Consider the following 22639-nt stretch of genomic DNA (forward strand, 5'->3'; position numbering starts at 1 on the left):
CGTCGAAAAGTCAACCAGATAGAGCGAAAAATAATCAATTTTTTCGCGACATTACCCCTTCAATCCCGTGAGGGTCAGGGGTATCATTGTCGCCCCTTGAGAACTGGTTGACTTTTAACCAGATCAACGAGGTGCGAGCAGATGCTACCCGAAGCGAAAATCGGTCCCTACACACTACCCAACTCGTTAATCGTTGCGCCCATGGCGGGTGTGACGGACCGACCGTTTCGTCTGCTCTGCCGTCGTCTCGGCGCCGGACTCGCGGTGTCCGAGATGGTGATTGCCGACAGCCGGCTCTGGCATACCCGCAAGTCCCGGCTGCGCCTGGACCACGCCGGTGAGCCAGAGCCCCGCAGTGTGCAGATCGCCGGCGGCGATGCCGAGATGCTGGCCAACGCCGCCCGACTGAACGTCGAAAACGGCGCCCAGATCATCGACATCAACATGGGCTGCCCGGCCAAGAAGGTCTGCAACAAGGCCGCCGGCTCCGCGCTCATGAAGGACGAGCCGCTGGTTCGCGACATCCTGCATGCGGTTGTCGACGCCGTGGATGTGCCGGTCACCCTGAAGATGCGCACCGGCTGGGACCGCGAGCACCGAAATGCGCCACTGATCGCGCGCATGGCACAGGACGCGGGCATCCAGGCCCTGTCGATTCACGGGCGGACCCGGGCCGACGCCTATAAGGGGGAAGCCGAGTACGACACCATTGCCGCGGTCAAGGCCAGCGTCGAGATTCCGGTCTTTGCCAACGGCGACATCGACTCGCCGGAAAAGGCACAGCATGTGCTAAAGCATACCGGCGCCGACGGCCTGCTGATTGGACGGGCCGCCCAGGGCAGCCCCTGGATTTTTCGGGAAATCGAGCATTTCCTGCGAACCGGCCAGCATATGGCCGGTCCCTCATTGGACGAGGTCGAGACGCTGCTCATCGAGCACCTGATCGCATTGCACGGGTTTTACGGCGAACGCATGGGCGTTCGCATTGCCCGCAAGCATGTGGGCTGGTACCTCCAGTCCCACGACGAGGACAAACAGTTCCGCCGCCACTTCAACCAGCTTGAAGTGGCCCAGGCGCAACTCGACCACATTGAACAGTACTTTTCAGGCTTACGAAATGGAGAGGTATTCGCAGCATGACCGCTGAGACACTGGCCAACGAACAGACCACCAACCCCAACGGCGACGGCAATCCCGGCCTGCAGACGCCCGGGCATAACGGCACCACCGTGACCCTGCGCGACAGCGTCGAGGTTGCCCTGACCAACTACTTCGAGCAGCTCGACGGCGCCCCGGTCACCGACGTGTACCAGCTGGTGCTGAGCGAAGTGGAAGCGCCGCTGCTGGAGCAGGTCATGCGCTACACCCGCAACAACCAGACCAAGGCATCCACCATGCTGGGCCTCAACCGCGGGACGCTCCGCAAGAAGCTCAAGCAGTACGGTCTGCTATAATCGCGTAACCCGTTTCGACGAGGGCCTCCGGTAACCACCGCGCGGCCCTCATTTCGTTCAGTCCCCGGAAAAATCGTACTCTCATGGCAAACAAGGCTCCCACCCCGATCCGACGCGCCCTGATCAGCGTCTCCGACAAAACCGGCATCGTTGACTTCGCCCGCACCCTGAGCGCCCGCGATGTTGAACTCCTCTCCACCGGCGGTACGTTCCGCCTGCTCCAGGAAAACGGCATTCCGGTCACCGAAGTGTCCGATTACACCGGTTTCCCGGAAATGATGGCCGGTCGCGTCAAGACCCTGCACCCGAAAGTCCACGGCGGCATCCTCGGCCGTCGCGGCACCGACGACACCGTGATGGACGAGCACGGCATCAAGCCCATCGACATGGTGGTGGTGAACCTGTACCCGTTCGAGCAGGCCGTCGCCAAACCGGATTGCGACCTGCCTACGGCCATTGAGAACATCGATATCGGCGGTCCGACCATGGTCCGCGCCGCCGCCAAGAACCACGACGATGTGGCCATCGTGGTCAACGCCACGGACTATGATCGTGTCCTGGACGAGCTGGAGAACGACGGCGCCCTGAGCTACGGCACCCGTTTCGATCTGGCGGTGAAAGCCTTCGAGCACACTGCGGCGTACGACGGCGCCATCGCCAACTACCTGGGCGGGCGCACCGCGGACAACGACAACCCGGATTTCCCGCGCACCTTCAACACCCAGTTCGTGAAAGTGCAGGACATGCGCTACGGCGAAAACCCGCATCAGCGCGCGGCCTTCTATGCCGAGCGCAACCCGCAGGAAGCGTCCGTAGCCACCGCCAAACAGTTGCAGGGCAAGGAACTCTCCTACAACAACGTGGCGGATACCGATGCGGCCCTGGAATGCGTCAAGCCGTTCGCGGATCCGGCCTGCGTCATCGTCAAGCACGCCAACCCCTGCGGCGTGGCCATCGGTGCGGACATCCGCCAGGCCTATGACCTGGCCTTTGCCACCGATCCCACCTCTGCGTTTGGCGGCATCATCGCCTTCAACCGCGAGCTGGACGCCGAAACCGCCAAGGCCATCATCGATCGCCAGTTCGTGGAAGTGATCATCGCGCCGACCGTCGCCGACGAGGCCGTCGAGATTGTCGCCGCCAAGAAGAACGTGCGCCTGCTGGCCTGCGGCGAATTCGCCGACCAACGCGAAAAGGCCATGGACTACAAGCGCGTGACCGGTGGCCTGCTGGTGCAGGACCGGGACCTGGGCATGGTCTCCATGGACGACGTCAAAGTCGTCAGCGAGCGCCAGCCCAGTGAGGACGAACTGAACGACCTGCTGTTCGCCTGGGAAGTGGCCAAGTACGTCAAATCCAACGCCATCGTCTACGCCAAGGCCGGTCGCACCATCGGTATCGGCGCCGGCCAGATGAGCCGGGTCTACAGCGCCAAAATTGCCGGTATCAAGGCCGCGGACGAAGGCCTGGAAGTGCCGGGTTCGGTCATGGCGTCCGACGCTTTCTTCCCGTTCCGGGACGGCATTGACGCGGCGGCAGCAGCCGGCATCAAGGCCGTGATCCAGCCGGGCGGTTCCATGCGCGATCAGGAAGTCATCGACGCGGCCAACGAACACGGCATCGCCATGGTCTTCACCGGCATGCGCCACTTCCGCCACTGAGCCGACAGGACGACAACCATGAACATTCTGATTATTGGCAGCGGCGGTCGTGAACACGCCCTGGCCTGGAAGGCCGCCCAGTCCCCCAACGCAGACAAGGTCTTCGTGGCCCCGGGCAACGCCGGCACCGCTCGCGAGCCGAACCTGGAAAACGTCGACATCGACGTGATGGAACTGGACAAACTGGCGGACTTCGCCGAAGCCAACGCTGTCGGACTGACCATCGTCGGCCCGGAAGCCCCGCTGGTCGCCGGCGTGGTGGACCTGTTCCGCAAGCGCGGTTTGCGGGTCTTCGGCCCGGACAAGGGCGCGGCCCAACTGGAAGGCTCCAAGGCCTTCACCAAGGACTTCCTGGACCGCCACCAGATTCCCACCGCGGCTTACGCCAACTTCACCGACATGGACGAAGCACTGGACTACGTCCGTGAACAGGGCGCACCGATCGTCGTGAAAGCCGACGGCCTGGCCGCCGGCAAAGGCGTCATCGTGGCCATGACCCTCGAAGAAGCCGAGGACGCCATCCGCGACATGCTGGCTGGCAACGCCTTCGGCGATGCGGGCAACCGTGTGGTGGTCGAGGAATTCCTGGACGGCGAAGAAGCCAGCTTCATCGTCATGGTGGACGGCAAGAACGTGCTGCCGATGGCCACCAGCCAGGACCACAAGCGCGTTGGCGACGGCGACACCGGCCCCAATACCGGCGGTATGGGCGCTTACTCGCCGGCCCCGGTGGTCACCGATGCGGTCTACCAGCGCATCATGGACGAGGTCATTACACCCACCGTCGAAGGCATGGCGAAAGAAGGCCACCCCTATACCGGGTTCCTGTACGCCGGCCTGATGATCGACACCAACGGCGCGCCCAAGGTGATCGAATTCAACTGTCGTTTCGGCGACCCGGAAACCCAGCCGATCATGCTGCGCATGCAATCCGATCTGGCGGAACTGTGCTCTGCAGCCGTCGATGGCAAACTGGACCAGTGCGAATCCCACTGGGATCCGCGCGCGTCCGTCGGCATCGTACTGGCTGCCGGCGGCTACCCGGGCAGCTACGAGAAAGGCAAGGCCATCAGCGGCCTGCCGGAGAGTGAGACCGAGGGTGAGAAGGTCTTCCACGCCGGCACCAGGCTCGACGGCGATACCGTGGTCACCAGCGGCGGCCGGGTACTCTGCGCGACAGCCCTGGGTGACAGCGTCACCGAGGCCCAGAAGCGGGCCTACAAACTGGCGGGCCGCATCCATTGGAACGGCGCCTTCTATCGCAAGGACATCGCCTATCGGGCCATTGCCCGCGAGACCAAGGACTAAGCTGAACCCCAAGCCCGGTCACCGACCGGGCTTTTTTGTGCCCGCTCCACGAACAAGGACCCGTTATGCTGCGACCACTGCCTGCCGCTTTCCGCCCCTGTGCACTGCTGACACTCCTGGTGTCGATCCTGCTGCTATCCGGTTGCTCCCGGGAGGCCATCTACGACGCCATGTTGGCCCACGAACGCAAGGCGGCCGGCTTGCTGGATGCGCAAATTGAGGTGGATGACCGGACCATTGCCTACCTGCACAACGAATACCCCGTCGATGGCCCCACCTTGGTCCTGCTGCATGGCTTTGCTGCCAACAAGGAAAACTGGCTGCGGCTGTCCCGCGAACTGACCGACCACTACAACGTCTACGCCATTGACCTGCCGGGCCACGGCGCCAGCGACAAGGACCTTAACCGGGATTACACCATCGGCGCCCAGGCCGGTTATGTGAAGGCCATCCTCGATGCACTGGACCTGCAGCGCGTCCACATGGTCGGCAACTCCATGGGCGGCGCGATTACCGCGCAGTTCGCCGCCACCTACCCGGACCGGGTGGCCAGCGCGACACTACTGGATCCGGCCGGCGTCATGACGTACGACAGCGAACTCGTGGAGCGGGTCAAGGCGGGTGACAATCCGCTGATCGTGGAGCAGCCCGGCGACTTCGAAAAGCTGGTGGACTTCGCCCTGGAGCAGAAGCCTTTTGTGCCCTGGCCCATCTACAGCGTGATGGAAGACCGGGCGCTGGCCAACCGGGCCATCCATCACAGGATCTTTGAGCAGATTGAAAACTCCGGCTATGACACCGCCTTTCGCGACCGACTGGCCAGCATCCGCGCCCCGGTGCTGATCGTCTGGGGACGGGACGACCGGGTGATCGACTATCGCAATGCCGACGTTTTCGAGACGCGTATCCCCAATGCGCGCAAGGTCATCCTGGACCACGTCGGCCATGCGCCGATGATCGAAGTTCCGGAACAGACCGCCCGGCTGATCCGCCACTTTATCGAGGAGCAGCCCGGCAGCTGAAGGCCTTCCTGGCACTGGCAAACACTTCCAGCTTTCATATAATAACGGCACGCTCTCACAGTCAGGGACACCTCCATTGCATTGTTTCCGGGTTGCGGTTGGCCTCACTCTGTTTGCCTGGCTTCTCCCACTACGCGCCGAAACGCTGACCCTGGTGGCCGATTACTGGTGCCCGTTCAATTGTCAGCCGGAAAGCGACGATCCGGGGTTCATGATCGAAGTGGCCGACCGGATTTTCGGTCGCGCCGGCTACACCGTCATTTACCTGACCCGCCCCTGGAGCCGCGCCATCAAGGAAGTGGAATCGGGCCAATACACCGCCCTCGTCGGCACCGGCCGAAAGGAAGTGTCAAACCTCGTCTTTCCCAAACGCTATCTCGCCATGGCGCGACACACCTTCTTCACCCAGAGCGATTCCACCTGGCAATACAGGGACGACGATTCCCTATCCGATATCAGGCTGGGCGTGATCGACGACTATTCCTACGGCGATCTCAATGATCGCTACATTCTTCCCCATCGCGCGGACCGGCAGCGACTGATGATCCTCAACGGCCAGAATGTCCTCGGCCGCTTTCTGGAGATGCTGGGCCTGAAACGCATCGATGCCTTCGTCGAGGAGGAGGCGGTCATGCGCTATTACCTGAGCCAATCCCGCAATCCCACGACCCTGCGCAAGGCCGGCGTTGCGTCCAGTGAGCCCCTGTTCATCGCCTTTTCCCCGGCCGATCCCAATGCCCAGCGTTACGCCGACATTCTCGACAAGGGGGTTCAGGCGCTCCAGGAATCGGGGGAACTGGACCAACTGGCCGACAAATACCGCATCGTCCTGAACAGCCCCCAGGATTAAGACCCGCTTCCACAGCACTGGCGAGCCCCGACAGAACTTGTAACAATCGGGCCGTGGCGAAGGCGCATAGGGACATCACGACAGGCCAATCATGACTGAAGCACTCTGGATCTTTTTCGCTTTCACATTGGGCTTGCTGGCCCGCTCCGCCGGCCTGCCGCCGCTGGTGGGTTACCTGATCGCCGGCTTCACCCTCAATGGCCTTGCGGCGCCTTTTGACCTGCACACCGAGGACAATCTCATCCTCAGGGAGCTGGCCCACCTGGGCGTCCTGCTCCTGCTGTTTACCGTCGGCCTCAAGCTGAAATTCCGCTCCATCATCCGCCCGGAAGTGATCGGCGGCAGCCTGCTCCATTTCGCCATTACCTGCCTGGTCTTCATGCCCGGGCTCTACCTGCTGCTGGATCTGAACACCACCGACGCGTTGATGCTGGCCATTGCCCTGTCGTTCTCCAGCACCGTGCTGGCCGCCAAGGTCCTGGAATCCAAACAGGAGTTGCGGGCGTTTCACGGCCGGGTGGCCATCGGCATCCTGGTGATGCAGGATCTGATTGCCCTGGTCGTCATGAGCCTGACCGCCGGCCATTCCCCATCCGTCTACGCGCTCCTGGTGTTTGCGCTGCCGCTCTTGCGCCCTCTTCTATTTCGCTTACTGGATGCGTCCGGTCACGATGAATTGCTGGTGCTGCTGGGTCTGATGCTGGCCCTGGCCGTCGGCGGTATCGGCTTCGAGCTGGCCGGACTCAGCTCCGAGCTGGGCGCCCTGTTGATGGGAGCCCTGCTGGCCAAACATCCGCGCGCGGTGGAGCTGTCCAATTCCCTGTGGAGCGTCAAGGAAGTGTTCCTGGTGGGCTTTTTCCTGCAGATCGGGATGGGCGGATTGCCGGATGACCATGCGCTGCTGTTTGCCGTCGTGGCGGCCCTGTTGCTGCCACTCAAGGGCCTGCTTTTCTTCGGGCTGTTGCTGGTGTTCCGTCTGCGGGCGCGCAGCAGCTTCCTGTCCAGCCTGCTGCTGACCAACTACAGCGAATTCGGCCTGATCCTGGCCAGCGTGGCCCTGCCCCAGTGGCTGGTGCCACTGGCCGTGACCGTGGCGCTGTCGTTCATCATCTCGGCGCCGCTCAACCGCCTGGCCCATCCGCTTTACGCGCGCCTGGCCCGCTACATCGACCCGCTGGAATCGAGCAAGCGCCATCCGGACGAGCAGCCGGTTTCCCTGGGCGACACCCGGGTGCTGATTATCGGTATGGGCCGGACCGGCACGGCCGCCTACGAAGAACTGCGACACACGGAGCCCCGGCTGATGGGGCTGGATTCCGACCCGGCGCGACTCAAGGGACACCGTACCGCCGGTCGCAACGTGTCCTTCGCCGACGCGGAGGATTTCAATTTCTGGCAAACCCTGGACATGCCCGAACTGGAAGCGGTCATCCTGTGTCTGCACGATATCGAGGGTAAGAAGATTGCGGCCCGCAAACTCCGGGAACGGGGCTTCACCGGTTTCATTGCGGCGCACACCCTGCATGAGGACGAGGTGCCGCAAATTCGCGAGGCCGGCGCCGACGACGCCTACCTGACCATGAACGAGACGGGGGTGGCCCTGGCCGGCCACGTCAACCAGCACCTCAACCCCGTGGACCGCACGCCCCTGCCGGAGAGTCTCGGCTAGACGCCTCAGCCGGGACGGTGACCGTGACTGCCGGGCACGTGGCTGTTTTCCGGCTCCTCCACCGGCTCCATCCGATCCAGCTCATTCAGAATGCCGCAGTCCCGTGCGGGCTGATCCACATCGCACTGACCCTGAATGACTTCCAACTGACGTGCCAGCTGATTCAACTCCTCAACGCGGTGGCGAACATGCTCCAGATGCTCCCCCAGCAGCGCGTTGGCCTCACCACAACGGGCCTCGGGATTGTCCCGCAGCTCGAGCAGGTGGCGGACTTCATCCAGGGTCATGTCCAGTGACCGGCAGTTGGCGATGAAGCGCAACCGGTCGAGGAAGGCGTCCCCATAGTCCCGGTAGTTGGCCTCGTTGCGACCGGGCTGAGGGATCAGGCCGATCTTTTCGTAGTAACGGATGGTTTCCTGGGAAAACCCGGTCTTGCGCGCCAGGGTTCCGATTCGCATGACTCGTTGCCTCGCTTTCAGTTTTGAGCGATCGGGGCAAAGGCCCCGCCGGTCAGGGCCACCAGATCCGCTGGCGCCAGCGCGATTTCCAGTCCCCGTCTACCGGCGCTCACATGCACCGTCGGCAGCGACTCGGCGGAGGCATCCACCACGGTCTTCAGGCGCTTCTTCTGGCCCAGCGGGCTCACCCCGCCCAGCACGTAGCCGGTCACCCGCTCCACGTCCCGGGCCTCGGCCATGGTCGCCTTCTTGGCGCCGGCCGCCTTGGCCATCTGCTTGAGATTCAACTTACCGGTAACCGGCACAACGCCCACCGCCAGCGCGCCGCTGTCCAGCTTCACGACCAGCGTCTTGAACACCTGGTCCGGTGACAGCCCCAGCTTCACAACGGCTTCCTCACCGTAGCTTTCAGCGCCCGGATCGTGTTCGTATTCCTGGATCTCGAAGGCAATGCCGGCCTTGCGGGCCTGGTCAATAGCCGGTGTCATACAGGGGCCTCCCTGGTTTCGTGGTCGGCGGATGCGCTGGTCTGGCCGGCGCTGCCACCAAGAATCACCAACCGGTCTCCGGTCTGCAAGTCCAGCGGTGTCGTCCGGTCCGGATTCAGCATGACCCAGGAGCCGTTGCTGTCCGGCCGGGTCCGGAAGACACCCAGCGCGGTCTCGCCGTGACGGCCGGCCGCCGCTTCCAGGGCCGCAAAGTCAGGTTCCGTCGGTAAGTCGTAATCGGCGAAGTCGCGAAAGATGATTTCAGCGCCGCCCGGGGTAAACAGCTCTTCCAGCACCACCCGCAGCTCCCGACGCAGGGCCACCTGGGCCAGAATGTGACTGAGGATCATCGGGCTGACCATCGTCTCGCTCTGGTTGGTGACCAGCAGGGTTTCGTTGTCCGGATCGCTCAGTTCCAGGATCACCTGCGGCTGGGCGTCGGCATCGGCCAGCACCTCCTGCAGTTGCAGGTAGCCCATCATGGTACGGGCATCGGCTTCCTCACCGGACGCCAGCCGATCGCTGCTGAGCAGCAGGATACAGTCGTACCCCGCTGGCTCCAGCGCACGCAGCTCGGCGTCCACGACGAAATCCGCCTCGATCTGATGGTGGCGGACGCCCTGGCTGTCGCCAAAGTACCGGTCGATCGCCAGTTGCCGATCGTCGGCGGGCACGATCGACACCAGGTCGACCTGGAAAGCGTGGCTGTCATAACCCGCCATTTCCGAAAGCAACGCTGGCACCCGATCGTTCCAGCCCAGCATCAGGATCCGGTGGCGGGGACCGGTATGGGTCAGCGGCAGCACCGGCATCGCGCCGCGCTCAATCGTATCCAGTGGGGTCTTGAGATCCGCCGGCGGCTGGGTTTCCGAGTAATCCCGGGCCAGGATGATGAGACGGTCCTCGTCCCGAATCGGCGTGTCTGACGGGGCGTTCAGGCGAACCTGCCAGCCGTCTGCTCCGTCCTGCAGGATCCCCAGCACAATCGCTTCCGGGCAGGTCCGGGCAAATTCCCTCAGGGTCAGACCTTCGGCGATGTCGCCGGAACGCACATAGATATCATTACCCACCCGCGCCGTGAGCAGTTCGTTCAGCACTTCCGACAACCCGGGATGCAGGATGGTCTGAACCATCAGCCGACTGATCACCGCATCGCCGGCAATCACTTCCAGCGGTCCGGGATAGGCCCGTTCCACCACCGCCTGCTTGCGGATATCGTCGATCTCGGCGACCACGTAAGGCAAGGGCCGGTGCTGATATTGGGCCTGGGACGCCATCGACAGCAACGCCTTGACCGTGCGGACATCGGCCGATACGAGGCTGTCGGAGCCATGTTCACGCCCGCTGGGCACGATCACCGCCGCCGCGTCCAGACAGGCCACCCGGTGCAGGGCTTCCGGCTGCAACGGGGTACCCGAGCGCAGCACGATCTGGCGCGCGCGCCGGCCAATCTCCCGGTCGCTGCTCAGGCTCAGCACCTGTTCCGAGGACACTTCCTCCGACAGCACCACCATGCGCAGTCGGCGCGTGGCATGCAGGGCCAGGAAACGCCGCACCCGGCCACTGGAGGCCAGCAGCTCCTGGATCAGGGGAATCGTCCGGTTGTTCCAGCCGAGAACCACCACGTGATGGCGCAGGGTGACCGGCGTCAGCCCGCGTTCAAGATCGGTCATGCGGGCAATCAGCGAGCGGGTCAGGATCGCCACCAGCGTGCCCATGAACACCACGTAGCCGGTGATCGTCAGCAGGGTCGATACCAACCGCCGCCAGTCGCCCTGGTCATCCCCCAGGTAACCGGGGTCCGTCAGCCGCAGGAAGGCCCACCAGACCGCGTCACCGAGGTCGCCGAAAGAGTCGCTGCCCGGCCAGACCAGCAGTCCGCCGACCAGGGAAATCAGCCCGATAAAGACACCAACGACCAGCAGCTGGAAGAGCGCACCTTTCACAAACTGGCGTTCAACGATGTACTTCACTCGGTCCAGGAACGGCAATGGCAGCATGGGCTGTCCTCTTACGTGAACAAAATCATCATGTTGGCAAATCCGGAAGCGGTCAAGGCAAGCCACCACCTCCGACGCAGTTAGCGGTACGTCGACAATATTTACAGGAAGAACCGACGTTAGCGGTTCAGGATCTGCAAGTGGTCAGAAACCACAGCATTTTCCCGGATGGCACCAATTATGCTCAATTCCAGTTCCGGGGCCTATTCAGCCGGCCAGTGTAAGGCGATCTGACTGGCCCCGAGGGAGCATTCTCCAGCTTGCCGCCAGATTCGATGGCGTCTGGAGAGAGGGCAGTCTCCCCGGGCATCAGGAGCATTGAGTGCCTGTAAGAACGGCCGAGGCTGTCCGCCCTGATTCCTGCCTAGTGAACGCGGCTCCGGTCAAGGTAGCCGCACAGTTGCGCCGACTCACGACGAACTTGTGTTCAGAGGCACTAGGCTATGCACAACCATAAAACCCTCATCTGGCTGGCGCCCGGTGGAACGATACCGGATTCGTGCAGCGAACTGGCCCGACATTGGGCCCTCTACCCGGCGGATCTTACGATACCGCCGCGTCGCCGGACCGCCACCCTGCCCAAGGTGCGGGTCGGTGTCATTGACCTGACCCACTTCACGCCGGAACTGGCCCCGCTACTGGAGGGCTGGATCGAAGCGCTCTGTCCCACCCAGTGGGTCGGCCTGCTGGCTGAACAGCCGGAACCGGACAGCCCGCTGAGTGAGATTGTTGCCGCTCACTGCATGGATTACCACACCCTCCCCTACGACATGCTGCGCATGGACAACGCCCTGGGCCATTTATGGGGCATGGCGGATCTATTGAGCCGCCTGCAAGGCCGCGTCCGCCAGCCGTTCCAACTCCACGCGCTGGCCGGACGCTCACCGGCCATCCAGGCAACCCGGGCCCTGCTCCGGCGCCTGGCCCAGACCGCCGAGCCGGTGCTGATTACCGGCGAGAGCGGCACCGGCAAGAACGCGGCCTGCCGGTTCATCCACGAGCATTCGGCGGTCCAGCAAGGGCCGTTCGTCACCGTTAACTGCGCGGCCCTGCCGGTCAATCTGACCCAGAGCGAGCTGTTCGGCCACGAGAAAGGCGCCTTCACCCATGCGCTGACCGCCCGCCCCGGCCGCATCGAACAGGCGGACCGCGGCACGCTGATCCTGCGTGACATCGACGAACTGCTACCGGAACAGCAATCCACCCTGTTGCGTTTCCTGCAGGAAGGGCTGGTGGAACGCCTGGGCAGTCAGCGCCAGCGCCGGGTAAACGCCCGCGTCATTGCCACCAGTTCGCAACCGCTGGAGCCGCTGGTGGCGCAGGATCAGTTCCGTGCCGACATTTTCTACCGGTTGGGCAACCTGCAGGTGTCGCTGCCTCCGTTGCGCGACCGTCTGGAGGATCTGCCCGAACTGGCCAGCTCGATCCTGCGGGCCGCCGCCCGGCATGGCCGCCACCATCGCCGGCGATTGTCCGAAGACGCCATGGCCAGCCTGCTGGAGCACAACTGGCCGGGCAACCTGCGTGAACTTCAAAACCGGCTGCAACGGGCCATCCTGCTGAGTGAGTCAGACACCATTACGCCGGCCGACCTGGGCCTGCAGACTCATACCCCGGATGCCACTGTCTCTGCCCAATTCTCCCTCGCCCGCTTCCGCGCCCGCGCCGAGCGCGAAGCCATTACCCATTGCCTGAATCTCTCCAATAACAACATTTCCGCGGCCGCGCGCATGCTGCAGATCTCGCGCCTGTCGCTCTATCGGCTGATGGCGAAGCACGGTACCGGCCCCACCACGCCGGAATCCGGTCGGTCATCGGTCGTCCGAAAAGGAGGATTGTCATGATCCGCTATGCCCTGGTTCCCGCTGTCCTTGGCAGCAGTCTGCTCCTGCAACCCGCCCTCGCCCAGACGTCAACCGCCGACGAGGAGGCCCAACGTATCAACGAAAAGGCCAGCGAAATCGCGTCGATCACCACCGATCGGGGAATCGTGACGCGCCCCGGCAAGTTCGTCATCGAACCGGCGTTTTCCTACGCCAACAGCAACTCGACGCTGGTGGCGATCGAGGGGTACACGGTCATTCCGGCGCTACTGGTCGGGCTGATCAACGTCTCCGAGGTGCAGCGCGATATCTTTGTCGGCGCGCTGACCCTGAAATACGGCATTACCAGCCGTCTGGAAACCACGATCCGGGTTCCCTACCTGGATATCCACGAAGATTTACGCGAGCGCGAGGCGTTCCAGGGCACACCGGTGGACCGGCTGACCGAATCGTCCGGCCAGGGTCTGGGGGACATTGAGGCCACGCTCCGCTATCAGTTCAACGACGGCGTCGAGGGCTGGCCCTACATCATCGGCACCTTCCGGGTGAAGGCCCCGACCGGGGAGGGGCCCTACGACGTGGACCGGCGTGTGCTGGAAGACAGTCAGGGCAACCCGATTGGGGTGGCCTTCACCGAGCGCCCAACCGGCTCCGGTTTCTGGGGTGTGGAGCCGGGCTTCTCCTTCATTTACCCCTCCGATCCGGCGGTGCTGTTCGGCAACCTCAGCTACACCTACACCATCGAGGAAGACGAGGGCGTCGAGAACGGCGGCACCATTGATCCCGGCGATATCATCCGGTTCGGGTTCGGGATGGGGTTTGCCTTCAACGAGCGCACGTCGTTCAGTCTCGGCTATGATCATTCCGTGATTCCCAAGACCGATGTCGAGTTCGACAACGACCTGAACAACGCGCAGTTCGATCGCATCCAGGTGGGCTCACTGTCCTTCGGACTGTCCCAGCAGCTGACGCCGGATACCAGCATGAGTCTGTCCGTCAGCATCGGCGTCACCGAAAACGCCCCCACGACGGAACTCACCCTCAAATTGCCGATCGCCTTCTGAAGACACGCCCCGGCTCAGCGAGCCGGGGTTTGCAGGAAGTTGTCAGGCAGGTAGCTGGGCAGACCGACGTTGTTGAGCTGAATGTTCAGCGAGCGGATGTTCTGGATAACCCGTTCATTGACGTCATTCTGGATGCGGGTCGCCCAGGCGCCACTGCGCAACTCGCTGGCCACGATGGTGGTGGCATTGGCGCCGGTGCTGATCATCGGCGAGCTGATGGTCGTACCTTGGGCAGGCGATGATGAGGCCACCGGGGTGGACTGACTCGAGCTGCCGCCCACACCGCTGCCGCTGCTGCCGGATGTCGGAGACGCGGCCGGACGGGAGACCTGCACCTGCTCAATCTGGTGCGCCACGGCGCCACTGCCGACGGACTGATTCAGGTTGGGAATCAGCAGCCGGTTGATCACCTCGATCTGGCCGTCGATGGCCACCACCTGCTCCAGCCCGATGCTGATCTCCAGGTTACCAATGCGGAAGCCACCCCGTTGCTGATCCAGAATCGGATCGTCCAGGGTCGACAATCCCCATTCGGTGGCCGCACCGACCGGACCAGCGCCCGCGACGCCTGCTACGAGCAAAGCCAGCATGAGCGCTGTGTGGCGAGGCGGTTGTTTGTTTTCATTGTGGGTTTCCATAAGTGTCACCATTCCACACCGAGCGGCGCAAACAGCGTCGGTGCCGCGAGGGCCGAGTCGCCCGGTGCATTGTTGTTGCTGATCGGGGCACGGGCCACCTGTCGCCACTCCACATCCCGGTTGAAGTGCGCCCGTCCATCACCGAGGTGGCTGCGAATCACAAACGCCACCCCATCCCAACGTGACTCGAAATCCTGATGGGTGAAGACCTTGAGCCCGCGGGCCGGATCGCCCACCAGGACTTCCTTCTCGGTGATCCCCTTGACGATGACGAAGTGGCGGAAGCCATTCATGTCCAGCAGCACGATCAGGGGAATCCTCACCTTGTCCCGGATATCCGCCAGGCCCATGCGGAAGCCGTCCGCCTGGAATCCCTGGCCCTCCAGGTAATGCTTCATGTCGAGCATGGAGAAGCCCTGTTGCCGGACCTTCTCCTCATCGGCCACCGCGATCATCGAACGAAACACGGTCTGTTCACTCACCGGGTGGCCGTAATGGTAGGTCAGCAGCGACGCCAGGGCCGCCGAGCCGCAGCTGAAGTCATACTGCTGCTGCACGACGGTCAGGAAGCGACGCTCCTGAAAGCTCATGACCTTGACGGGCATATCGCCGCCCAGTCCGGGCAACCGGACGGTCCCTGCCAACGCCAGGGGACTGACAGCGACCAGCCCGGCCCACACAAGTGCGGCAGCCCTGTTCCCCATGGCGCTTCTCCTCTAGTGGTTGATCAGGACATTGATCTGTGTGCTGTCCTGGATCACCACGTGGTTACCGGTGTTCTGGATCACCGTCGCGACACCATTCATGTTGTCAAAGGCATGATCCGAAATGACGTTGTCACCCGTGATAACCGTACCGTTGAGCACGTTGTCGGCGACGATCGCATTCTGGTCGGTGTCGTTCACCTGCCACTGGAAGGGGATGCCCTGACGGCCATTCGCCTCCTGGAGTTGGTCCGCGCTGAGCGCTTCACCGGTGAACAACGCGTCATCGGCAGCGGCCAGCGAACTCAACAATGGCAGAACTATCCAGAGTGCGTGCCGGGTATTACGCCGTCTTTCAACCATGGCTGCACCTCCTGGAAAAAAGGATCACGCCCGCAGCTGGGGCGTGATCCGAGCCGATCACTGACCTGCAGTCAGGTTGGACTGCACGCTCACGTTGGCCTGAGTCACGCTGGCGTTGCCGGCGTTCTGGGCAAAGGCACCGACACCGGTGAAGTTGGCCGACCCACCGGAGATCTCGTTGGAGTGGTTGACCCAAGTGTAGGCCCCTTTCTTGTCGGCACTGCCGTAGTTGGTGGTCACACCGGACACACTGCCTTCAAGATCGGCATTGTTCAGGAAGACGCTCAGACTCAGCGAGTTGGTGCTGTTGTTCGAGTTGTCGCTGTTGTCTGAGTTGTCGTTGCCGCTATCCACCGTGTTGTAGGAATCGGCGGTATTCATGCTGTTATCCGAACTGTCGCTGTTATCGGAGTTGTCGTTGCCACTGGCAAGATTGTTGTTGGACGCTGCGGTATTGGTGCTGTTATTGGAGTTATCGCTGTTGTCCGAGTTGTCACTATTGTCGGAATTGTTGCTGTTATCCGAGTTGTCGTTGCCGCTGGCAAGCGTGTTATTGGACGCGGCGGTATTGGTGCTGTTGTCAGAGTTGTCGGAATTGTCCGTGGAGTTGTCGTTTCCGGAGTCGGTATTGCCGGAATAGCCGTTGTTTGCGGTGGAGGTGTCATCCGCGTTTGTATTGGGGCTACCGTCACCGCCCTGGTCGCCACCCGCCAAGGCAGCACCGGACAGACCGAGACTCATCGCAATAGCCATCGCTAGCAAGCTTTTCTGTGCTCTCATGATCCCATTCCTTCTATCGTATTGGCATTGTTATGGATCCACGTCGGTGCCGTGTCCGTTCGACGACGGCGGACCAAGGACGCATGATCCGCGAAGGTAGCCAGAGCGATTCCCGTGCCAATCGCCCGGTTTTCGGCCTAACACTCTCATCCATAAGGATTTTCAAGGCGCCCCATAACCGTGCCTGTGGATCAGGCCTACGGGACTGTTTCACCGCTGAAACAGGCCGATGGCGGTTTCTTCTGAGGCGTGGGAAAAATTGATTGGCAACTCAATCAGATAGGAAAGCAATGGGGTGTATCTGCAACTGACGGCGTCACTCAGGCATAAAAAAGCCCCGCCGGATGGCGGGGCTTTCGGGTATCGGTCCAGGACGGACGGGGGTGTCCCGACCGATAACAACGGATAAACCGGTTTTAGAACTGGTTCATCGTGTTGTCTTTACCACCGGCCTTCAGGGCAGCGTCACCGGCGAAGAACTCTTTGTGGTCGTCGCCGATGTTGGAGCCGGCCATGTCCTGGTGCTTGACCGTGGCGATGCCCTGACGGATTTCCTTACGCTGAACACCACCCACGTAGGCCAGCATGCCTTCGTCACCGAAGTAGCCCTTGGCCAGGTTGTCGGTAGACAGGGCCGCAGTGTGGTATGTCGGCAGCGTGATCAGGTGGTGGAAGATGCCAGCTTCTGCAGACGCCTTGCGCTGGAAGTCAGCGGTCCACTCGTCAGCCAGTTTGCCCAGCTCGGTGTCGTCGTACTCGGCGTTCATCAGGTCGCCACGCTCGTAGGCCGACACGTCCTTGCCTTCTTCCTTCCAGGCGTCGAAGACCTGCTGACGGAAGTTCAGGGTCCAGTTGAAGGACGGGCTGTTGTTGTAAACCAGCTTGGCATCGGGCACCACTTCACGGATGCGGTTAACCATGGCTGCGATCTGGCCCACGTGCGGCTTCTCGGTCTCGATCCACAGCAGGTCAGCGCCGTTCTGCAGGCTGGTGATGCAGTCCAGGACAACACGGTCTTCGCCAGTGCCCGGCTTGAACTGGAACAGGCCAGACGCCAGACGCTTCGGCTTGACCAGTTGACCGTTCTGCTTGATCACCACGTCGCCGTTGTTGATGTCTTCGGCTTTCTCGATGACGTCGCCATCGATGAAGCTGTTGTACTGGTCGCCCAGATCGCCCGGCTCGTTGGTCACGGCGATCTTCTGGGTCAGGCCAGCGCCCAGGGAGTCGGTACGGGCCACGATGACACCGTCGTCGATACCCAGTTCCAGGAACGCCAGACGAACCGCGTTGATCTTGGACAGGAAGTCAGCGTGCGGAACGGTTACCTTGCCGTCCTGGTGACCACACTGCTTCTCGTCGGATACCTGGTTCTCGATCTGGATGCAGCAGGCACCGGCTTCGATCATCTTCTTGGCCAGCAGGTAAGTCGCCTCGGCGTTACCGAAACCGGCGTCGATGTCGGCAATGATCGGCACCACGTGGGTTTCGTGGTTTTCGATCTTGTTCAGCAGCTCTTGCTCTTTGGCGCTGTCGCCGGCTTTCTTGGCTTCTTCCAGGTCACGGAACAGGTGGTTCAGTTCCCAGGCATCCGCCTGACGCAGGAAGGTGTACAGCTCTTCGATCAGCGCAGCAACGGAGGTCTTCTCGTGCATGGACTGGTCAGGCAGCGGACCGAACTCGGAACGCAGGGCCGCAACCATCCAGCCGGACAGGTACAGGTAACGACGCTTGGTGGAACCAAAGTGCTTCTTGATGGAGATCAGCTTCTGCTGACCGATGAAGCCGTGCCAGCAGCCCAGGGACTGGGTGTACTGGGCGGTATCCGCGTCGTAGTTCGCCATGTCTTCACGCATGATCTTCGCGGTGTACTTGGCGATATCCAGACCGGTGTGGAATTTGTTCTGGGCGCGCATGCGAGCGGCGTGCTCAGGGTTGATCGCATCCCAGCCCTTCATCTTTTCCTTCAGAGCTTTGATGGCCTCAATGTCTTGGTTGTACTGTGACATGGTCGATCCTGTTATCAGTTGATGAGCCAACGTTCGGCCGCAGCACTTCACCCAACCCGCTGCTGACCGACGATGGGGGCCATTCTACGAACGTCGAATCCATCATTAAAATTTATATCGTGTATTCCGGATATTTTTTTGGTGAATGTAGAAAAACGGACGCCAACACCCTGTTTGGTCGAAAAATAATCAGGACGGCGACATGTCATGTCGACGCACCCAGCGCCTTGCGTCCATCCCCACCCTTGGTTATGCTTTAATCAGATACTGTTTATATATACAGTATTCAATGATCCTCGGCTTCCATCAACAGGGCAGGACGTCACCATGCGCACACGCGGCACCGGCCGGAATCCCCACAACCGCTATCAGCCCCTGACCTCGGACCGGACCACCAACGACGGCTGGTACCGGGATCCCGACGACATGCTGTGTCCGGACTCCCTGGCAACGACCGTGGTCGAGGAGCAGGTCAAATCCATCATCAGCTTTAACCAGTCGCCGGATGTGCCTTTTGATCAGTCCATCAACCCGTACCGGGGCTGTGAGCACGGTTGCGTCTACTGCTTTGCGCGACCCACCCACGCCTACTGGGATCTCTCACCGGGCCTGGATTTCGAGACCCGGTTGATCGCCAAACCCAACGGCGCGCGTCGTCTGCGGGAAGCCCTCGACAAGCCCGGCTACCAGTGCAAGCCCATCGCCCTGGGCGTCAACACCGACGCCTACCAGCCGCTGGAGAAACGGCGCCGCCTGACCCGGGAACTGCTGGAGGTGATCCGCGAGTACAACCACCCGGTCTCCATCATCACCAAAGGGGCGCTAATCCTGCGGGATCTGGACCTGCTGGCCATCCTGGCGGCCGACGGCCTTTGCTCCGTCCGGATCAGCCTTACCACCCTCGACAACGACCTCAAGCGGCGCATGGAACCAAGGACCGCGTCGCCGGGAACGCGCCTGCGCATGATCCGGGAGCTGTCCGACGCCGGCATCCCCACCGGCATCATCCTGGGCCCGGTCATTCCCTTTATCAATGACGCGGAAATCGAAGCCATCCTGGACGCCGCAGCCGACAACGGCGCCACCCGCGCCAGCTGGATCATGCTGCGCCTGCCACTGGAAATTCATGAGCTGTTCGAGGACTGGTTGCTGCGCCATTTCCCCGACCGCGCCCGCCACGTCATGAGCCGCATTCGCGACATGCGCGGCGGTCAGGTCTACGACAACCGCTTCGGCCACCGCATGCGCGGCCAGGGCATCTATGCCGACCTGATCCGCCAGCGCTTCAACCGCAAGGCCCGCAAAGTCGGCCTCAACCTGCACGAGTCGGAACCCCTGCGGACCGACCTGTTCCGCCGGCCCGGCGGTGAACAGCTGGATCTGATCCCCCTGCAGACCGTCGGCTAAGTCCCACTTTGATACTTTCCTGACATTTCCTGAACGCCTGCCTGACGGGCCGCCCATTAAGGTGTCGGCCCATGAAAGCACTCGTCAGCGTGATTGTGTCCGGCCGTCGGCCTTACCTCGGATTCCTGGTTTCAGGCGGCACGGCCACGCTGGTCCATTGGGCCACTATGGCGCTGTTGATGAGCAGTGGCCTGTCCGCCGCGATGGCCACGGCCATCGGCAGCCTGACGGGTGCGGCAGCAAACTACGGATTGCAACGGCGGCTGGCATTTCGCAATGCCGGCCCGCACACACGGACCCTGCCGCGATATGTGCTTTCCTGTGCGACGGGCTGGCTCGCCAATCTCGTCGTTTTCCGTGTGTTGTTTGAGGTCGCCGGCCTGCCGGCGGCACCCGCCCAGGTGCTGACCACCGGACTCGTGACCGGCCTCAACTACCTCATGTATGAGAGGCTCGTCTTCCATGAATAGTCCGCAATCCCGTATACCGGCTACGCCACCGTTGCTGTCGATCGTCGTGCCCGTCTACAACGAACGGGCGGTCCTGCCGCTGTTTCTCGACCGCATCCGCGAAGTGCTGGCCGGTCTGCCCCACACCGCCGAGCTGGTCTTTGTCGACGACGGCAGTGACGACGGCAGTGACGCCTTCCTGATCCAGGCGCTGCGTTACCAGGCCAACATCCGCCTGGTCCGGTTAAGCCGCAACTTCGGCAAAGAAGCCGCGCTGACCGCCGGCATCGAGCACGCCCGGGGAGAAGCCGTCATTATCCTCGACGCCGATCTGCAGGATCCGCCGGAACTGATTCCCGACATGATCCAGCGCTGGGAGGCCGGCGCCGACGTGGTGCTGATGCAGCGGCGTTCCCGCGCCGGCGAGAGCTGGTTCAAACGCGCCAGCGCCTACACGTTTTACCGGTTACTGAACCGCACCTGCCGCACCACGATCCCGGTGGACACCGGCGACTTCCGGCTGATGAGCCGCAAGGCGGTGGACGCCCTGCTCAGGCTGGGTGAACGCAACCGCTACATGAAAGGCCTGTTCGCCTGGATCGGTATGCCCACCGTGGTCCTCACCTACGACCGCGAAGCCCGGCCGGCCGGACAAACCAAGTGGGATGTCCTGGGCCTGGTCGGTCTGGCGCTGGAAGGGCTGACGTCGTTTTCCGTCGCACCGCTGCGCTGGGCCACCGTGATGGGCCTGCTGGCGGCTACCGTCGGCGCCATTTTCGGTTTGTGGATCGTGGTCAAGGCGACCCTCCTCGGTGACGCGACCGCCGGCTATCCGTCGCTGGTGGCCATCATTACATTCCTGGGCGGCATCCAGCTGATGGGGCTGGGCATCCTCGGGGAATACGTGGGTAAAACCTACATCGAAACCAAACAGCGGCCGGTGTACCTCACCCGCGATGTCATTGAGCAGACGCGAGCCACAACCGGTCATGCCGTACCCCGTACCGAGGATTCGTCGTATGTTGAAGCGGGTTGAACCCTGGCTGTGGGCCCTGCTGGCCATCCTCGCCACCCGCCTGATCGGGATGGCCCTGTTCCCCCTGGTGGACACCACCGAACCACGCTACGCCGAAATTGCCCGGCTGATGGCCGAGACCGGGGACTGGATCACGCCCTGGTTCTCGCCGGGCGTGCCGTTCTGGGGCAAGCCGCCCCTGTCGTTCTGGCTCCAGGCCCTGTCGATCCTGACCTTCGGCCTCAGTGAATTTGCCCTGCGCCTGCCGGCCTGGCTGGCCAACCTGGGCCTGGTCTACCTGATCTGGCGCTTTGCCCGGGAGCTGTATGGCGAACAGGTGGCACGCTGGACGGCGATCATCTTTGCCAGTATGTCGCTGACCTTCATCAGCGCCGGTACCGTGATGACCGATCCGTTCCTGACCCTGGGCACCACCCTGAGCCTGGTCAGCTTCGGCATGGTCGCCAATGGCCGTGAACGAGGTTGGCGCTGGCTGTTTTTCCTGGGGCTGGTGATCGGCCTGCTGGCCAAAGGGCCACTGACGCTGGTCCTGACGGGATTACCGATTGGCCTGTGGCTGATCATGGCCCGCGACCGTTTTCGTCTGCTGGGTGCGTTCCCCTGGGTTCGGGGGACTCTGCTGACACTGGCCCTGGCCCTGCCCTGGTACATCGCGGCGGAGCTGAAAACACCGGGCTTTATCGACTACTTCATCATTGGCGAGCACTTCAAACGTTTCCTGGATCCGGGTTGGGCGGGCGACCTGTACGGCACCGCGCATCTGCAGCCGAAGGGCATGATCTGGATGTTCTGGATCTGGGCGTCCTTCCCCTGGGGCATTGTCGGGTTGACGGTGGCGGCCTGGCTGCTGTTCCGTCACGACGGGCGGGCGAGACTGGCCATCGGAGTGAGCGGCGCTAATGCCCAGTTTGTGCTGATGGCCGCCCTGGCCCCGATGCTGTTCTTCACGATGGCGAGCAATACGCTGTGGACTTACGTGCTGCCGGCCCTGCCCTTCTCGGCCCTGGTTCTGGCCCGGCTGCTGCTGTCGCTCAACCTGTCCTGGCGGGGATTCCGGCGCATGGCGGTGTCCGCGGCGGTGTGCGTACCGGTGCTGACCACCGGGTTCGTCTTCTACGCGATGCACGACACCCGCCAGCTCAAGACCGAACAATCGATCGTTGACGACTACGTCAGCAACCGCCAGCCCGGCGACAGCCACCTGTTCTATCTGGATGACCTGCCGTTCTCGGCCCAGTATTACAGCCAGGGGCAGGCCAGACAGATCACCATGGAACAGCTGGGCGTTATGCGCCAGAATCACCGGTATCAACGGTATTTTCTGGCCGTTCCCAATAAAAAGACGGATCGTCTGTTGAATCGGCTGCCCCCGACCGCACAGGTTCATGACAGCAACCGGCGTTACTCCCTGTTGTCGTTTACCGATCCGGCGACCACTAACAAAGGCTAAATACTC

Annotated in this window: 21 protein-coding genes; 13 read left to right on the forward strand and 8 right to left on the reverse strand. The window is 62.4% G+C overall.

The genetic code is table 11. The features are described 5' to 3' along the window. Positions 1 to 141: 141 nt before the first annotated feature. The 7 genes from dusB to JL474_RS16120 all read left to right on the forward strand — a co-directional run bounded on the left by dusB (position 142) and on the right by JL474_RS16120 (position 7964). Positions 142 to 1140 (forward strand): tRNA dihydrouridine synthase DusB, encoded by a 999-nt coding sequence (gene dusB, locus JL474_RS16090; RefSeq protein WP_123636463.1) that lies wholly within the window; start codon positions 142 to 144, stop codon positions 1138 to 1140. Further along, positions 1137 to 1454 (forward strand): DNA-binding transcriptional regulator Fis, encoded by a 318-nt coding sequence (fis, locus tag JL474_RS16095; RefSeq protein WP_123636464.1) that lies wholly within the window; start codon positions 1137 to 1139, stop codon positions 1452 to 1454. The genes dusB and fis overlap by 4 nt, the downstream gene beginning before the upstream one ends. Positions 1455 to 1537: 83 nt before the next feature. Continuing rightward, positions 1538 to 3115 (forward strand): bifunctional phosphoribosylaminoimidazolecarboxamide formyltransferase/IMP cyclohydrolase, encoded by a 1578-nt coding sequence (purH, locus tag JL474_RS16100; RefSeq protein ID WP_203142874.1) that lies wholly within the window; start codon positions 1538 to 1540, stop codon positions 3113 to 3115. Between the two features lie 18 nt (positions 3116 to 3133). Beyond that, positions 3134 to 4423 carry a phosphoribosylamine--glycine ligase gene (gene purD / locus JL474_RS16105; protein ID WP_203142875.1) on the forward strand — a complete coding sequence of 430 codons (1290 nt, stop codon included), beginning with the start codon at positions 3134 to 3136 and terminating at the stop codon, positions 4421 to 4423. A 65-nt stretch (positions 4424 to 4488) separates the two neighbouring features. Beyond that, positions 4489 to 5445, forward strand: coding sequence for an alpha/beta fold hydrolase (locus tag JL474_RS16110; protein ID WP_203142876.1), 957 nt, complete (start codon positions 4489 to 4491; stop codon positions 5443 to 5445). A gap of 76 nt (positions 5446 to 5521) precedes the next feature. Further along, positions 5522 to 6295, forward strand: coding sequence for a substrate-binding periplasmic protein (locus JL474_RS16115; protein ID WP_203142877.1), 774 nt, complete (start codon positions 5522 to 5524; stop codon positions 6293 to 6295). 91 nt (positions 6296 to 6386) lie between these two features. After that, on the forward strand, positions 6387 to 7964 hold the full coding sequence (locus JL474_RS16120; protein ID WP_123636469.1) for a cation:proton antiporter domain-containing protein: 1578 nt from the start codon (positions 6387 to 6389) through the stop codon (positions 7962 to 7964). A 5-nt stretch (positions 7965 to 7969) separates the two neighbouring features. Here JL474_RS16120 and cadR read toward each other — a convergent pair whose 3' ends face one another. From cadR to JL474_RS16135, 3 genes are read right to left on the reverse strand one after another with little or no spacing between them, the layout of a single operon-like run. Continuing rightward, positions 7970 to 8422, reverse strand: a complete 453-nt coding sequence (gene cadR, locus JL474_RS16125) for a Cd(II)/Pb(II)-responsive transcriptional regulator (protein ID WP_123636470.1) — start codon at positions 8420 to 8422, stop codon at positions 7970 to 7972. Between the two features lie 17 nt (positions 8423 to 8439). Continuing rightward, the gene (gene ybaK / locus JL474_RS16130) at positions 8440 to 8910 is read right to left on the reverse strand and encodes a Cys-tRNA(Pro) deacylase (RefSeq protein WP_123636471.1); all 471 of its coding nucleotides are present in this window, start codon (positions 8908 to 8910) and stop codon (positions 8440 to 8442) included. Beyond that, a complete protein-coding gene (locus JL474_RS16135; RefSeq protein ID WP_203142878.1) occupies positions 8907 to 10910 on the reverse strand; it encodes a CASTOR/POLLUX-related putative ion channel in 2004 nt (667 codons plus the stop codon). Before JL474_RS16135 ends, ybaK begins: the two co-directional genes overlap by 4 nt. 443 nt (positions 10911 to 11353) lie before the next feature. On the opposite strand from JL474_RS16135, the gene JL474_RS16140 reads away from it, so the two are divergent. Together JL474_RS16140 and JL474_RS16145 are read left to right on the forward strand one after the other, a co-directional pair. After that, the gene (locus JL474_RS16140; RefSeq protein WP_203142879.1) at positions 11354 to 12754 is read left to right on the forward strand and encodes a sigma 54-interacting transcriptional regulator; all 1401 of its coding nucleotides are present in this window, start codon (positions 11354 to 11356) and stop codon (positions 12752 to 12754) included. Continuing rightward, positions 12751 to 13797, forward strand: a complete 1047-nt coding sequence (locus JL474_RS16145; RefSeq protein WP_123636474.1) for a transporter — start codon at positions 12751 to 12753, stop codon at positions 13795 to 13797. Before JL474_RS16140 ends, JL474_RS16145 begins: the two co-directional genes overlap by 4 nt. Positions 13798 to 13811: 14 nt before the next feature. Here JL474_RS16145 and JL474_RS16150 read toward each other — a convergent pair whose 3' ends face one another. The 5 genes from JL474_RS16150 to JL474_RS16170 all read right to left on the reverse strand — a co-directional run bounded on the left by JL474_RS16150 (position 13812) and on the right by JL474_RS16170 (position 18291). Continuing rightward, positions 13812 to 14435, reverse strand: a complete 624-nt coding sequence (locus JL474_RS16150; protein ID WP_203142880.1) for a hypothetical protein — start codon at positions 14433 to 14435, stop codon at positions 13812 to 13814. 5 nt (positions 14436 to 14440) lie between these two features. Next, positions 14441 to 15139, reverse strand: a complete 699-nt coding sequence (locus tag JL474_RS16155) for a C39 family peptidase (RefSeq protein ID WP_123636476.1) — start codon at positions 15137 to 15139, stop codon at positions 14441 to 14443. A gap of 12 nt (positions 15140 to 15151) precedes the next feature. After that, positions 15152 to 15502: a hypothetical protein gene (locus JL474_RS16160; protein ID WP_123636477.1), complete on the reverse strand. Its 351-nt coding sequence runs from the start codon at positions 15500 to 15502 to the stop codon at positions 15152 to 15154. Between the two features lie 57 nt (positions 15503 to 15559). Further along, complete coding sequence (locus JL474_RS16165; RefSeq protein WP_203142881.1) at positions 15560 to 16282, reverse strand: dentin sialophosphoprotein; 723 nt, start codon at positions 16280 to 16282, stop codon at positions 15560 to 15562. A 416-nt stretch (positions 16283 to 16698) separates the two neighbouring features. After that, complete coding sequence (locus tag JL474_RS16170) at positions 16699 to 18291, reverse strand: isocitrate lyase (protein ID WP_123636517.1); 1593 nt, start codon at positions 18289 to 18291, stop codon at positions 16699 to 16701. A 327-nt stretch (positions 18292 to 18618) separates the two neighbouring features. Here JL474_RS16170 and JL474_RS16175 point away from each other — a divergent pair, with 327 nt between their 5' ends. The 4 genes from JL474_RS16175 (at position 18619) to JL474_RS16190 (ending at position 22633) form a co-directional block, all read left to right on the forward strand. Beyond that, a complete protein-coding gene (locus tag JL474_RS16175; protein WP_203142882.1) occupies positions 18619 to 19698 on the forward strand; it encodes a PA0069 family radical SAM protein in 1080 nt (359 codons plus the stop codon). A 71-nt stretch (positions 19699 to 19769) separates the two neighbouring features. Then, positions 19770 to 20168, forward strand: a complete 399-nt coding sequence (locus JL474_RS16180) for a GtrA family protein (RefSeq protein ID WP_203142883.1) — start codon at positions 19770 to 19772, stop codon at positions 20166 to 20168. Continuing rightward, positions 20161 to 21183 carry a glycosyltransferase family 2 protein gene (locus JL474_RS16185; RefSeq protein ID WP_203142884.1) on the forward strand — a complete coding sequence of 341 codons (1023 nt, stop codon included), beginning with the start codon at positions 20161 to 20163 and terminating at the stop codon, positions 21181 to 21183. Before JL474_RS16180 ends, JL474_RS16185 begins: the two co-directional genes overlap by 8 nt. Beyond that, positions 21167 to 22633 carry an ArnT family glycosyltransferase gene (locus tag JL474_RS16190; RefSeq protein ID WP_203142885.1) on the forward strand — a complete coding sequence of 489 codons (1467 nt, stop codon included), beginning with the start codon at positions 21167 to 21169 and terminating at the stop codon, positions 22631 to 22633. Before JL474_RS16185 ends, JL474_RS16190 begins: the two co-directional genes overlap by 17 nt. The last annotated feature ends 6 nt before the right edge of the window (positions 22634 to 22639 follow it).

Origin of the sequence: Marinobacter mangrovi, assembly GCF_016798325.1 — a bacterium.
In the GTDB taxonomy this organism is placed as follows: domain Bacteria; phylum Pseudomonadota; class Gammaproteobacteria; order Pseudomonadales; family Oleiphilaceae; genus Marinobacter_A; species Marinobacter_A mangrovi.